At 37.8% G+C, this 14053-nt stretch carries 13 protein-coding genes; 9 read left to right on the plus strand and 4 right to left on the minus strand.

What is annotated here, in order from left to right; translation table 11 throughout:
• Positions 1 to 19: 19 nt before the first annotated feature.
• Together AC07VK_RS24150 and AC07VK_RS24155 are read left to right on the plus strand one after the other, a co-directional pair.
• Positions 20 to 1045, plus strand: coding sequence for a porin (locus tag AC07VK_RS24150; RefSeq protein ID WP_057932804.1), 1026 nt, complete (start codon positions 20 to 22; stop codon positions 1043 to 1045).
• Positions 1046 to 1141: 96 nt separating this feature from the next.
• On the plus strand, positions 1142 to 1720 hold the full coding sequence (locus tag AC07VK_RS24155; protein ID WP_492960687.1) for a DUF4468 domain-containing protein: 579 nt from the start codon (positions 1142 to 1144) through the stop codon (positions 1718 to 1720).
• Here AC07VK_RS24155 and AC07VK_RS24160 read toward each other — a convergent pair whose 3' ends face one another.
• Positions 1721 to 2188 carry an SRPBCC family protein gene (locus tag AC07VK_RS24160; protein ID WP_492960689.1) on the minus strand — a complete coding sequence of 156 codons (468 nt, stop codon included), beginning with the start codon at positions 2186 to 2188 and terminating at the stop codon, positions 1721 to 1723.
• A gap of 284 nt (positions 2189 to 2472) precedes the next feature.
• Positions 2473 to 2946 carry a ribonuclease H-like YkuK family protein gene (locus tag AC07VK_RS24165; RefSeq protein ID WP_057932807.1) on the minus strand — a complete coding sequence of 158 codons (474 nt, stop codon included), beginning with the start codon at positions 2944 to 2946 and terminating at the stop codon, positions 2473 to 2475.
• A 237-nt stretch (positions 2947 to 3183) separates the two neighbouring features.
• Between AC07VK_RS24165 and AC07VK_RS24170 the strand changes: the two genes are divergently transcribed.
• The 7 genes from AC07VK_RS24170 to AC07VK_RS24200 all read left to right on the plus strand — a co-directional run bounded on the left by AC07VK_RS24170 (position 3184) and on the right by AC07VK_RS24200 (position 9987).
• Entirely contained in the window at positions 3184 to 3402 is a 219-nt protein-coding gene (locus AC07VK_RS24170; protein WP_492956065.1) for a hypothetical protein, read from the plus strand.
• 50 nt (positions 3403 to 3452) lie between these two features.
• On the plus strand, positions 3453 to 4757 hold the full coding sequence (locus AC07VK_RS24175) for a DEAD/DEAH box helicase (RefSeq protein WP_492960691.1): 1305 nt from the start codon (positions 3453 to 3455) through the stop codon (positions 4755 to 4757).
• Between the two features lie 263 nt (positions 4758 to 5020).
• Entirely contained in the window at positions 5021 to 5254 is a 234-nt protein-coding gene (locus tag AC07VK_RS24180; RefSeq protein ID WP_029274124.1) for a DUF1456 family protein, read from the plus strand.
• Positions 5238 to 7934 (plus strand): outer membrane beta-barrel protein, encoded by a 2697-nt coding sequence (locus AC07VK_RS24185; protein ID WP_492960693.1) that lies wholly within the window; start codon positions 5238 to 5240, stop codon positions 7932 to 7934. Before AC07VK_RS24180 ends, AC07VK_RS24185 begins: the two co-directional genes overlap by 17 nt.
• A 44-nt stretch (positions 7935 to 7978) precedes the next feature.
• Positions 7979 to 8713, plus strand: a complete 735-nt coding sequence (locus tag AC07VK_RS24190) for a GDSL-type esterase/lipase family protein (protein ID WP_492960695.1) — start codon at positions 7979 to 7981, stop codon at positions 8711 to 8713.
• 523 nt (positions 8714 to 9236) lie between these two features.
• Positions 9237 to 9584 (plus strand): hypothetical protein, encoded by a 348-nt coding sequence (locus tag AC07VK_RS24195; protein ID WP_492956069.1) that lies wholly within the window; start codon positions 9237 to 9239, stop codon positions 9582 to 9584.
• A 19-nt stretch (positions 9585 to 9603) separates the two neighbouring features.
• Positions 9604 to 9987: a hypothetical protein gene (locus AC07VK_RS24200; RefSeq protein WP_492960697.1), complete on the plus strand. Its 384-nt coding sequence runs from the start codon at positions 9604 to 9606 to the stop codon at positions 9985 to 9987.
• A 208-nt stretch (positions 9988 to 10195) separates the two neighbouring features.
• Here the strand turns inward: AC07VK_RS24200 and ettA are convergent, their stop codons facing one another.
• Positions 10196 to 11875, minus strand: coding sequence for an energy-dependent translational throttle protein EttA (ettA, locus tag AC07VK_RS24205; RefSeq protein ID WP_057932811.1), 1680 nt, complete (start codon positions 11873 to 11875; stop codon positions 10196 to 10198).
• 639 nt (positions 11876 to 12514) lie between these two features.
• The gene (locus AC07VK_RS24210) at positions 12515 to 14044 is read right to left on the minus strand and encodes a DUF4394 domain-containing protein (RefSeq protein ID WP_492960699.1); all 1530 of its coding nucleotides are present in this window, start codon (positions 14042 to 14044) and stop codon (positions 12515 to 12517) included.
• Positions 14045 to 14053: the final 9 nt, after the last annotated feature.

The raw sequence follows: 14053 nt of genomic DNA on the forward strand, positions 1-14053 counted from the left end.
AACTCAAATAAGCTCAAACATGAAGAAACTTTTAACCGCTATTTTTGCAATGGCCAGCACTACGTGTGCCCTGGCTCAAGAGACCACTACGTCACCACTTGAAATTTCAGGGTCGGTAGATACGTACTTTAAATACGATTTTGCTAAAAATCCATTAAATGGAAAAACATCTTTTGTAACTGATCACAACTCGGTATCATTAGGTATGATTGATATTGCCTTGAAGAAAAAAACAGGCAAGGCCTCATTTGTTGGAGAGCTTTCTTTTGGACCAAGAGGACAATCGCAATCTATTCCAGATGCGGCAGCCGGAGGTTCGTCTTTTAATATTCAAAACTTATATGTTAACTACGATTTTACCGATCAGTTTAGTATGACAGCAGGTTACATGGGTACATTCATTGGATATGAGGTAATTTCACCGGTTGGAAACTTTAACTATTCTACTTCATACCTGTTTACCAATGGTCCATTCCAAAATGCGGGAATTAAAGCCACTTATAAATTCAGCGATAAAGTAAGTTTAATGGCTGGTTTATTTAACGATTGGAACGTTTACTCCGCTTCGAGAGGCGTTTCGGCTATCGGTGGCCAGTTAATGGTTGCTCCTGTTGAAGGCTGGACTGCTTACATCAATGCTTTATCTGGTGCTGGTTTTGGCGGGTATGGAACAATTATCGATTTAACCACTTCATACCAAATTACAGAGAAATTTAAATTGGGTTTAAATGCAGCCAATTACGATATTAAAGACAGTTCGGTACCGGGAAGTTACGCAGGTGCAGCATTATACCCTCAATTTGCTGTATTGGATGCAGTAACTTTAGGTTTAAGAGGTGAGTACTTTAAATTTAAAGCCGCGGGGGCAGTTCCAGCTACTGCTTTTACTGCAGTGACGCTTACCGCAAACATTAAATCTGGTGGTTTAACCTTTATCCCAGAGGTAAGATTAGACCATAACAGTGATAAACCGTTCTTCAAAGAAGGTGGCGCTGCGGCACCAAATGGTGGCCAGTTTTCTCTGGCAGCAGTTTACGCTTTTTAAGGAAACAAAATTATTAATATTAAGCCGTCCCGATGTAAATAGGGACGGCTTTTTCGTACCTTTAAATCATTAGATCTGCCTGTTAACCAATTTCAAATGAAACATCTTCTTTTTATTATTCTTGCTCTTTTTTCAATTCAATTATCTGCACAGCAAAAACAGTTTTTGAAAGATGATAATGGTAAATTTATTTATTATCAGGTGGTAGATTCGCAATTGATAAGCAAAGATACCTTATTGCAAAGGGCTAAATCTTTTGTTAATGTCGCTTATAAAAAATCGATGAGGCAAGAAAGTGCTACCGATTCTTCTGTTTTGGCTAAAGGGACGATGGTAATTGACAAAACAATTTTGGTAGCAGGCCATCCAAGCGGAGAAGTAAGTTACAATTTCGTTTTTGAAGCACGTAATGGCAAATATAGATTTTGGTTAACTGATTTTCTGTTTATCCCTTATCAAAGAGACCGTTATGGGAATTTTGTAGCGACTACAAAAATTGGCGTGCCTTTAGAGCGTACGCCAGGTAAACTTAGTGCCGGCGCCTGGAAAGATATCTTAAACAGCGCCTATAACAAAATAGAAAAATTTGGCGATGATTTTAAGAAGTATTTGGCCACCAATAGGGTAGAAAAAGCCAAAAAGAAAGCAGAAACCATTTCTACTAAAAAGTGGTAACTAAAGCTTGCCAAATAATTCTTCAACTTTTTGATAGCGGAACTTAAAAATTTCGTTGATTTTTTTATTCACCACCATGGCATTTGCAATAACACCGATTGGTCCCCAGCCAATGCTATAGTGTAAGGTATCGTGCATTAATATACCGCCATCTATTTTTTCGAAATGGTGCTGGTGGTGCCAGAAAGCAAATGGACCAAATCGTTGCTCATCGATAAAATACTCCTTATCCTTAACGTGTGTGATCTCCGTTACCCAATTTAACTTAATGCCGAATAAGGGGGCAACCTTATAAGTGATAATCAGGCCGGGGTACATTTTGGTATTGATAATGTTTGGTGAGGTTACATCAAAGGTCATATCCTTTGGGGTGATTTCGGCCAGGTTCATTGGCGACGAAAAAAAATCCCAGGCAGTATCCAGATCAACAGGAAGTTTTTGTGTAAATTCTAATCTATACGTTTTCAAGTTTTCGTTTTAAAGCACAACAACAAAGATGGGGTTTTGTTGAGGATAGTTTAGGTTTTTCCGTAAAGTTCGCAGAATGAAGGCACAGCGATCGCAAAAAAGATCTACATTTTTGATCCGATAAATTTCTCCATTCCGCTATTATTAACGGATTCCAAAAAAATGGGTCGTCATCTCGACTGGAACGTAGTGGAATGGAGAGATCTATCTGGACAGGTTTATCGGCTGCGCTCGAAATGGCGGTACCCGACTTCGGACCTCTAAGCCCAAGCTTTCCGACTCATTTAATGCACCATTTTATCTGCACAGGTAGAACTGGCAAATGCCTCCGGCTTAGCCTTGAAAATAAAGCCCATACTTAAAATATATCCCATAGCATCGTTAAGTGCTTTGTTCGATTTAAACGACGGACTGGTATTGATATCGGCATGTACTTCTAAAGCCACATCGTAAATATCAAGTAAATCACAAATAGAATAAGCGGTTTCGATTGATTTTTGCACTTCCATCAACATCCTTTCTTTAATGCTTACCTGTTGTGTGCTTTTTTCCTGGTGGATGTACATAAAACCGCCATGATGTTCTCGTAGCAGCACAATAACCGTTGCAAAATCGGTTACTGCGCCTTTTACCTGCGAATCGGTGCCGATGCAAACTTTAAGCTTAAAGCCGTTTTGACTTTCTCTGATAATCGCGTTTTCTACTTCTTCGAGGATTGAAGATTGAATAATTTCACCACTAAATTTTTTCCACGTCATACATTTGTGTTTTTTGAGGTTAAATCCAAAGGAATCCCTTTGGGACGAATGGTAATCAGGTTTTTATAAAAATAAGTGCTAAAAATTAAATATGTGTTAAGGTTAGATTGTTTATTTGCTAACAAAAAGTTAGTTATCAACAAGTTAGTGATAATAGTTTAGATGAACTTATTATTTGTTGAAACAAATTATTCTTCGGTCCGTTAATATTTGTACATTCATTAAAAATTCTTAATTATGAGAGCAGAATTAATTCAAGAGCTCCAGTTATTACAAAATAGCAGAGCGAATAAATTTGCAGATGAACTGGCTGACAAGATCTTATCTTCGGTTGATGCCGTTAACGAAAAAGTGCTGTCATCAATGTCTAAACGTGGTAACATGTTAATGTTGCTCGAGAAAAGATTAAACTTTGCTACGCTGCGGAAACTAAGGGAAAGATTTTTCAAGCCGTAACTAAGGCTGTAGTTCTGGGCGTAAAGAGAAATGATTACCTTTATGGCGGAATGATAGAAAATGCCTTAAAAAAATTAAATATTACTGCACTTAATGAGATGCAGGAGTCGGCTGTAAAAGCAGCCAAGACTGGTAAAGATGTAATATTGATTGCGCCAACGGGTTCAGGGAAAACGCTGGCCTTTTTATTGCCATTACTTTCTAACCTAAAAACCGGAGTAAAAGGGGTGCAGGCCTTGATTTTGGTTCCTTCGAGAGAGCTTGCTCTACAGATAGAGCAGGTTTTTAAACAAATGGGTACTTCATTTAAAGTAAACTGCTGTTACGGTGGCCATGCCGTACGGATAGAAAAGAATAATCTTGCACATCCACCTGCCGTCCTGATCGGAACGCCTGGCAGGATAGCTTACCATTTAGAGCATCAAAATTTTGACGAATCTTTTATCGAAACCTTAGTTTTAGATGAATTTGATAAAGCGCTGGAGTTTGGCTTTGAAAATGATATGTCTTACATCATTGGCTCACTACTTTCGTTAAAACAGCGTATACTTACTTCTGCTACCAAAATGGAAGAAATTCCGGCTTTTGTAAAGTTAAATGTGCCTGTGGAAGTTGATTTTTCAAAAAATATTGAGGCAAAACCAGATCTAAAGCTCAAAAAAATAACTGCACCTGCAGCCGATAAGCTAGATTACCTTTTCAGATTACTGAGTAAAATAGGTGGTAAAAATACATTGGTTTTCTGTAACCACAGGGAAACGGTAGATCGGATAAGTGATTTACTTTTCGAAAACGGTTTAGGACACGATGTTTTTCACGGTGGGATGGAGCAGTTCGATCGCGAAAAGGCATTGCTTAAATTTAGAAATGGTAGCCATCGGATTTTAATCACAACAGATCTGGCTGCCCGTGGTCTGGATATTCCTGAAGTAGAGCATATTGTACATTATCAATTGCCCTACACCGAAGATGCCTATATCCATCGAAATGGTAGAACGGCAAGGATGCATGCAAAAGGAACAGCCTATGCCATTTTAACTACAGAAGAGCACTATAAATATTTACCGGATGATATTGAGGAGGAAGTTTTATCTGAAAAGTATAAATTACCAGAAGCCAGCGATTGGGTAACTTTATACATTGCGCATGGCAAAAAAGATAAAATTAACAAAATTGATATTGTAGGTTTATTTTTGCAAAAAGGTAATTTAACAAAAGAAGACCTTGGCCTCATCGAGGTTAAAGACACCACCAGTTATGTTGCCGTTAAAAGAAACAAAGTAGATAAATTATTGAAAGCATTAAGCGGCGAAAAAATTAAAGGAAAAAAACTTAAATTAGAAGTAGCTAGTTAGTTCATTGGTTCATTGGTTCATTGGTTCATTGGTTCATTGGTTCATTGGTTCATTGGTTCATTGGTTCATTGGTAAAATGGGGATTAAAGTTCGAGATTTATTTTTGTAGGCATTCAATAATTTATTTATTCAACCGTTTATTCAATAGCGCAATATACTCATTCATTAATTCTCTAATCTAATTAGGCTATAATCCGCTAACTCAATCACTCACTAATTCAATCACTCACTAATTCAGACATTCTCTAATTCAATCATTAAAAATGAGCAACAACGATATATTAAAAAAACTAAGAGTAGCCTTATCATTAAAAACAGAGGATATTATAACCATTTGCGACCTCGTTGGGTTTAAGGTAACCAAGGCAGAACTTGGCGATATTTTCAGAAATGAAGACCATGAGAATTTTAAACCTTGTGGCGATCAGATTCTGCGTAATTTTTTAAATGGTCTTGTGATTTACAAAAGAGGTCCGAGGGATGAAAAAAAGCAATAATTTATGCTTTTTATTATTTTTTATACTGATCACACTTTCCTTTAACGCTCTCGCTCAGTCTCAGTTTAAAATAAATGGTAATGTAATCGATTCTTTGAAGAAGCCTGTTGAGGGCGTAAGCATCCGATTGATTACCGATAAAGATACGCTCCGCGCAAATTCTGATGTGAAGGGAAACTTTACATTCGCAAAAGTAACCCGAAATAAGTTCTATCTTACCATTACTGCATTGGGCTACAAGCCGTTTGCTTCTATTTACGAAATTGAATCTTCGAAAAAAAACGCCGTTTTAGAACCTATTATGCTCAAAATGGAAACCATCCGTCTTGAAGATGTAGAGGTTAAAGTAAAGGTAGATCCCATCAAGATCAAGAAAGATACGATTGAGTATAACGCTGCTGCCTATACTGTAAGAGAAAATGATAAAGTAGAAGACTTGTTAAAGCAACTGCAAGGCATCGAGGTTGACGAAAAAGGCGCTGTTACGGCCATGGGCAAAAAAATGACCAAGTTGAGGGTAAATGGAGAAGATTTTTTTACCAGTAATGTAGAAGATTACATCAGGCAGTTGCCCGCCGATATTATTGCCAAACTTCAGGTTATTGAGGATTATGGTGATGAAGCCAATTTTACAGGTATAAAAACGGGTACACCACAAAAAATGCTAAACCTGGTTACTAAATCTGGCATGGACAAAGGTGTTTTTGGCGGAGTGAATATGAGTTCTGCGACCAATAATGCCCACAACTTTGGTGGTAATGGTAGCATCTGGAAAAAAACGAAGCAAATTGGCTTTGGAAGCCGTTATGGGATAACCGATAATGAATTTACCAAAATGAACAATGGAGGTTTAAACGGTAATATCAGAGACAAAATTTCGAAGGAATTTAGCTTTAACGGTGGCTATCATTTTAGTAATGGAATTAATAAATCTATTCAGAGTAATTACCTGGAGACGTTTAACCCACAGGGAACAATATTCGATTTAAGAGAAAGCGCCAATAATTCCAGATCGCTAAACAATAATATCAATCTTGGTTTAAATGGAGCCACAAAAAAGAATTATTTTAACATTTCGCTTAGTGGGGCTTTGGCCAGTACCCATAACGATGCGGTTTCTACTTCCAATAAAACAGGGTTTATCAAACAGGATCTGATTTCTAATTCAGGTTCACGGAACAGTAATCCCAATGTTAATGGAAGTATCAATTGGTCTAGACGGTTGGCTAATAATAAGCGGTCGCTATCTATGGGATTTAATTTTGGTACAAGCGAAGGAAATTCGAACAGTACAATTAATGATATTATCAGGTACTACAACGAAACCACCAATGTACTGGTTAAAGATTCTTTACTGAACAGATTGGTTGATAATAATACCTCGAACTCCAATTTTGGGGGTAATTTCCAGTTTTCCAATTCATTAAAAAAGACAAATGACAGTACAGGATATAGTTTTATTAACCTGTCTTACCGTTTTTCGGTTAGCAGGAGCCGGAACTTGCAAACTACAACGGTTACCAACCCGCTAGGGAACAGTTTTGTTGTCGATTCGCTTGGGCAGGATTATGTATCTAATTTTATTAATCAGAATTTCGGTATCGGTTTTAATACCAATGCAAAGCGGATCAGTTATAATTTAGGACTCAATTTTTCGCCCAGCATTATTATCGGTAAATACCAGAATACTGGTCAAGAGCTGAAAAACTATCAGTTAAATTTTTCGCCATCTGCCAATTTAAGTTATCAGATTAAAGATAATGGAAATTTGAGTTTTGGCTATAATGGTTATACCAGTTCTCCCGATTTTAATAAACTACAACCCGTTAGAAACAATAACGATGTACAGAATCTGATTATTGGTAATCCGGATCTGAAGGCAACTTCGAGCCATACTGCCGATCTGAGCTTTAATCAATTTGGCCTCAAATCTGGATTGAGTATTATGGCAGGTTTATCGGGAACTTTTGCATTTAATAGTGTAGTAAGTAATACGGTTTTTCTGAGAGATACGCTAAACAGTTTAAAACAGCAAACTACCTACGAGAATGTAAATGGTATTTATAATATCGGTGGTAATTATTCCTTCAATAAACGGTTGTTAACCAATAAACTGTCGCTTTCCATTAATGGGAATATCGCCTATAGCCGCAATGTTTTTTATACCGAAAATGTATTAAACCGGAGTGGTGGAATTAATGTTTCGAATGCTTTTAGGTTTAACCTGAATGAGAAAAAATATTCCTTCAATAGCAGTGTATCGTATAGCTTTAGCTCAAACACTTATTCGGTAATGAACCAGAACATTAAGAACATCCAGGTTTTGGCTTTAAATGGCAGTGCCAGTTGGATTCCAAATAAGCGGTTTAGGGTAAATGCATCAGCCTCTAAAAGTTTAAATTTTGGCTATAACCTATATGCCGGCAACCCATTATTGGTGAACATGGGGTTGAATACTTCCTTCTTAAAGGATAATAAACTCCTTTTTTCTATCCAGGCGAACGATCTGTTTAATCAAGGCGCGCTTTTTAGTACGAGTATTACCAATAATTCCATATCCGAAAACAGAACGCGCTTTATCAGCCGCTTTGTGCAGGCCACACTGGGTTATAACCTGAGCCAGTTCGGGAATAAAAAAGGCAGAACGAATGTAAATTTAAGTGGAGTAGAATTTAATTAATCGGGAATTAATTAGTTTAGCGTTTTGTTCAAATCGAATAACCCATGAAAAGTAAAATCTTAATCCTGTTTTTATTGGTCTTAGCAAGCAGTTCATTTGCACAGCTGAAGACAGATTCGTTAAGTAATAAACCTGAAAAAGAGAATTTTGCTGATGACTGGGCTGCGCTAAGCAAGTATCAGAAAGAAAATGAACTTTTACCGCCACCAACCAGAAAAGAAAAAAGAGTTGTTTTTTTAGGGAGTTCGATATTCGAATTCTGGAAGCAAAAAAATCCAGAATATTTTAAGGATAAACCTTACTTGGATAGGGGAATAAGCGGACAGATTTCGCCACAACTGCTTATCCGTTTCCGGCAGGATGTAATTAACCTTAAACCAAAGGTAGTGATCATTTTAGCGGGGAGCAATGATATAGCTGGTAATACAGGCCATGTTACTAACGACAAGATTATGGATAACATTAAATCGATGGCAGAACTGGCAAGGTTGCATCACATTAAGGTGATACTCTGTAAATACCTGCCCGTTTACGAATATCCATGGAATAAGCGCATTAAAGCGGCCGATAGCATCGTGAGCTTAAATGAAAAGATTGTGGCCTACGCCAAAGAAAGAAACTATACCATTTTAGATTATTGGACACCGCTGGTAGATGAACGAAGAGGGCAACGTGCCGAATTAACGGTTGATGGTGTTCATCCCAACCTGGCAGGTTATAAAATAATGGAAGGCGTAACAGATGCTGCGGTAAAAAAAGCCTTGAGGAATCGGCATTAGATCGATAAAGCCCTTCTACTCCAATACTATTGGCAGAATCCATCAGTATAGTCGTCATTCTCGCGTAGGCGGGAATCTTAAAGCGCTTGTATTACGATTATTCATAAGCTTTCTTCTCTTCATAGGCATTCATGAGGCACTACGTGGTTCCCAATCGAGTTGGGAATGACGATTCCTCGCAGCCCATGATTCGTAAAAAAACTGTCATTAATATTGATTTTTATACAATAAATTACCCCTCAGCGCGATAAACGGCGAGGGGTATTCCCAGTTTTCCGCAAATCTGTGACTAAATAGCCCTTTTAGAAAGTTCGTCATCTCGATCCGATAGCTCGAAACTCATCATGCTTTATTTTTATAAACTTTCAATAATATTTGAAAGTTTAATAACATTTAATTAGCTTTACATCGTGAAAAGGAAAATGAAGAACATAAAAATCTAAAAATGCCTTAAAAGAGGCTTATTTTTTTAATCTGTATTTTCAATTTTTCCTGAAAGTTAAATAATTTAAAGCTGTTGGTTATGGATTACAATATACTCGGCTATGGGATCTTTATTACGGTTATCGTATTCATCATTGTTGTGGTTGGCAAAATCTGCTACCGGAACGGAAATATATTTGTGGCCGAACTTATTCCAGATCATCTCGATCTCTGCAGGCAGATTAATAAATCGCTACTGGTTTCTTATTACCTGGTAAATATTGGCTACTGTTCCATGACATTGGTAGGATGGGAGACGATCATTTCCCCACAACAGTTAATCGAGGTAATGGCTGTAAAGGTTGCCACCATTGTATGCATTCTCTCTGTTCTTCATTATTTAAATATTTATTTGCTCACCAATACCATTCATAAATTAATAAAATAACAATCTAAAATTTTCAATTATGGAAACGACCAAAATTTTAATCGGCTATGCAGTTTATTTACCAGTTGCACTTTTTTTAACTTTTTATGTTTCAAAAACGTTATTCAAAAACAGTAAGGTATATATGTTGGATATTTTTAAAGGAAGGGAAGAGATTGCCAACGCAACGAATAAACTTTTCGAAACGGGTTTTTACCTGCTGAACATTGGCTTTGCACTGCTCATTATGAAGATTACCATAGGTGCTAACGATTACCGTAATTTAATCGAGGCTTTGAGTGCGAAGATTGGTGGCTTCTCAATTTATCTCGGCATTATGCTGTTTATCAACCTGTACTTCTTTTTTAGAGGTAAACGCAAAGCGAAAGAGAACCAAAGGCCTGCTCCTTTTCAACCAGCATAGATTATGAGAAAAATTTGTCACCCTGTCCAAAGGACTCCTGCGGTAGCCTGTCGAAGGACTTAAATAGATTTATTGTAAGCGTTTCGACAGGCTCAACGTGACAGTTTATTGTTTTTGAAGTTATCTTTCTAAACCCTAAGTATTTTAAAACATTATAAAATTGCGCTTCTCAAAACAAAAAAGTCCCGATTCTCATCGGGACTTTTTATTAATTTAATTTTTTATATCTGATGCGTTTTGGAGTAACATCACCTAAACGTTTCTTGCGGTTTTCTTCATAATCTGAATAGTTTCCTTCAAAGAAATAAACTTCAGAATTACCTTCGAAAGCAAGGATATGCGTACAGATCCTATCTAAGAACCACCTATCGTGACTGATTACTACGGCACAACCACCAAAGTTTTCCAAAGCTTCTTCCAGTGCACGTAAAGTGTTTACATCGATATCGTTGGTTGGCTCATCCAGTAGCAATACATTGGCTCCTTTTTTCAGGGTAATAGCCAAGTGTACACGGTTACGCTCACCACCCGATAGGATGCCTACTTTTTTCTGCTGATCGCCACCATTAAAGTTGAACTTTGAAACATAGGCACGTCCGTTAACGGCTTTGGTACCCAATTGGATATTGTCTAATCCATCGGTAATGTTTTCGTAAACGGTTTTATCGGCATCTAAATCGTTGTGCATCTGATCTACATAACCCAGCTCAACGGTTTCACCAACGCGGAAAGTACCGGCATCTGCTTCTTCCTGTCCGGTAATTAAACGGAATAAAGTGGTTTTACCCGCTCCATTGGGGCCAATAATGCCCACAATACCTGCAGGAGGAAGCGAGAAGTTTAAATTATCGAATAATACTTTATCGCCATAAGCCTTGGTAACGTTTGTTGCTTCAATAACCACATTACCTAAACGAGGACCTGCAGGGATGAAAAGCTCTAATTTATCTTCTCTCTCTCTGCCATCTTCAGAAGCTAATTTATCGTAGTTGGCTAAACGTGCTTTAGATTTTGCATGACGTGCTTTTGGAGCCATACGTACCCATTCTAATTCACGTTCTAATGTTTTCTGGCGTTTGCTCTCTGTTTTCTCTTCCTGCGATAAACGTTTTGCTTTTTGATCTAACCAGCTGCTGTAATTTCCTTTCCACGGAATACCTTCGCCACGGTCTAACTCTAAAATCCATCCGGCAACATTATCTAAGAAATACCTGTCGTGGGTAACTGCAATAACGGTTCCTTCATAATTTTGTAAGAACTGCTCTAACCAATCGATGCTTTCGGCATCCAAGTGGTTGGTAGGCTCATCCAATAATAATACATCAGGGTGTTGAAGCAATAAACGGCACATGGCCACACGACGGCGCTCACCACCTGATAATACACCGATTTTAGTGTCAGGATCAGGACAACGTAAGGCATCCATAGCCCTTTCTAATTTCGAATCAATTTCCCAGGCACCTAAAGCATCAATTTTATCCTGAAGCTCGCCTTGTCTGGCCATCAGTTTATCCATGGCATCAGGATCAGAGTAGTTTTCTTCTAAGCCGAAAGCTTCGTTTACTTCTTCATACTCTTTTAAAATAGCAGTTACTTCGGCAACGCCTTCTTCAACTACCTCGCGAACGGTTTTTTCAGGATCCAAGATCGGCTCCTGCGCTAAATAACCCACCGAATAACCTGGCGAGAAAACCACCTCGCCCTGATAAGACTTATCTAGACCAGCAATAATTTTTAAAAGTGATGACTTACCAGAACCGTTTAAACCGATAACCCCGATTTTGGCACCGTAAAAGAAAGAAAGGTAAATATTTTTTAAAACCTGTTTTTGTGGAGGGTAAATTTTATTTACACCTGCCATTGAAAAGATTATTTTTTCGTCAGACATTATAATGTATTGTTTTTAAAGTAGTTTAATGCTATGGTTGATATTAAAGGAAGGTTAGCAGTTTTCTCGAAAGTTTCTCTTCTTATAGACTGGGTTAACCCGACTAAATATTGGCAACACCAAAATTGCTTACAAAGATAAGAACAACAAGCCCATTACAAAGTGCTTTATGATTATACTTTAATAAACTTTAGCCACAGAAGCACAGATTAACACAGAAGTGTTTTCTGCATCATGCTAACTAATAAACCAATCTCTAACGAACAAATGAACCTTTTTAGCTAGGGAAACACAGATTAATACAGAATGGTTCTGCATCATGCTAACTATTAAGCCAATGTCCAATGAACAAATGAACTTTTTAGCCAACGGAAGTACAGATTAACACAGAATGGTTTTCTACATCATGCTAACTAATGAACCAATAACAAATGAACCAATAACTCTAATTTAATCTCGTTTTAATGTAATTATCATAATTCGTTCATAAAATATATCTTGTTGTGTAACGCAATACAAAAGTTTTACATTTAGCTAGCGGATAATTCTTAGTAGATACCGTAAACAATAGTAAAAACAAAAGCCTTTCAGGATTGAAAGGCTTTTGTTTTTAAACGGGGTATGGATTGATAAAGTGATTTAAAAACCTAAACCTAATGTAAATCCTCTAACAGCAGTGCTTATGGTTGCACCTGCAGTTGCGGCACCAGTTGTAAGATTTACTGAATATAATTTCTGAACGCCACTAACCGTAAATATGCCGTAGGCAAGTCCGCTTGTACCACCAATATCGAAACCGCTGTTGGCTTCTACATTTATACCCAGTGGGCCAACATCAACTAAAGTTCCGTTATTTGGCGGGTCTTGTTTGTATAAACGATCACTTGTCGAATCAATATCAAATAATACTGTCGTTGTTGCGCCTGCAAAGTTATTAGTATAGGCTGCACCCGAAATTGCTGCAGTGCTTAGTGAAATAGCACCATCTACAAGTAAAACGCCATCTGTTGGATTTACCCTAAAATTTTGACCAGTATTTCCAACAATTCTAATCCGGTCTACTGTTGGATTAAAATCAATACCAACTTGAGTTGCGGTAAGTAAAGTGCTTAATGGTCCTGTTCCTATCATGACTGCAAGGCCTGAAGACGCATTGATACTGTAAATCCTACTTGTACTTCCAATGGCAAATAATTGGCCATTTAAGGGGCGCATATCTATACCTAAAATATTTTCTCCTGGTTGTATACCGGTGATGGCTTTTACCACGAGTGTTGGGCTGGCAGCTAATGGATTGAAAATTAAAAGTTCATTATTGTTCGATACCGCATAAGCAACAGCTTCTGTAGGGATTGCAATACCAGTGATCTGCTGGTCTATCTTGTTGATTTTCGAGGCTTTTCCTGTTGTTAAATCAATCAGGTACAAACCAGATTTACCACCTGTTGTTAAAGCTGCTAATGCTGCTGTACCATCAGGATTAATATCAAAACCGCCAATATCTTCAAAATCGAAACCCAGGCTTCCAATCTCAACCAATTTCCCATCATTTGGCGGATCTTGTTTATGAAGCTTATCATTGGCAATATCGATATCAAAGAGCACAGTGGTGCTTGCGCCAGCTTTATTTTGGGTATAGGCAACCGATGATACCTTGGCGTTAGCTACGCCATTAACCATTCCATCAGTAGCAGCTACAGTACCTGTTTCAGGATTTAAACGCAAGTTCTGACCTGACGAGGTCACCACACGAATACGATCTACAGTAGGATTAAAATCAAAACCCACTGATGTTCCACTTAATGCAGGCGTGAAGGGGGCTGCTGAAATTGATCTTGCTGCTCCGGTTTTAGGATCAATAACATATAAGCGGCTGGTGCTGCCCAATCCATATAGCTGTCCTGTTGCCGGGCGAAAATCTATACCTAAAATGGTTTCTCCGCTCTGCAGACCAGAAACTGTAACCTGAGCGGTAACTGAATTGGGGTTTTTTGCATTAATCAGCAACAGTTTGCCATCGGCTGTTAATGCATAAAAATTAACATCTGGTCCGGGGGAGAGCATTTCCTGTTCAGGATCGTTGTTTCTGTCTTTTTTACAGGCAGAAAATAAAATAGGGGTCACAATAGCCAATAGGGCCATTATGATTAAGTGTTTAGTTTTAATCATGTCTTTAAA

Source organism: Pedobacter sp. GW821-FHT01D05 (assembly GCF_059422505.1).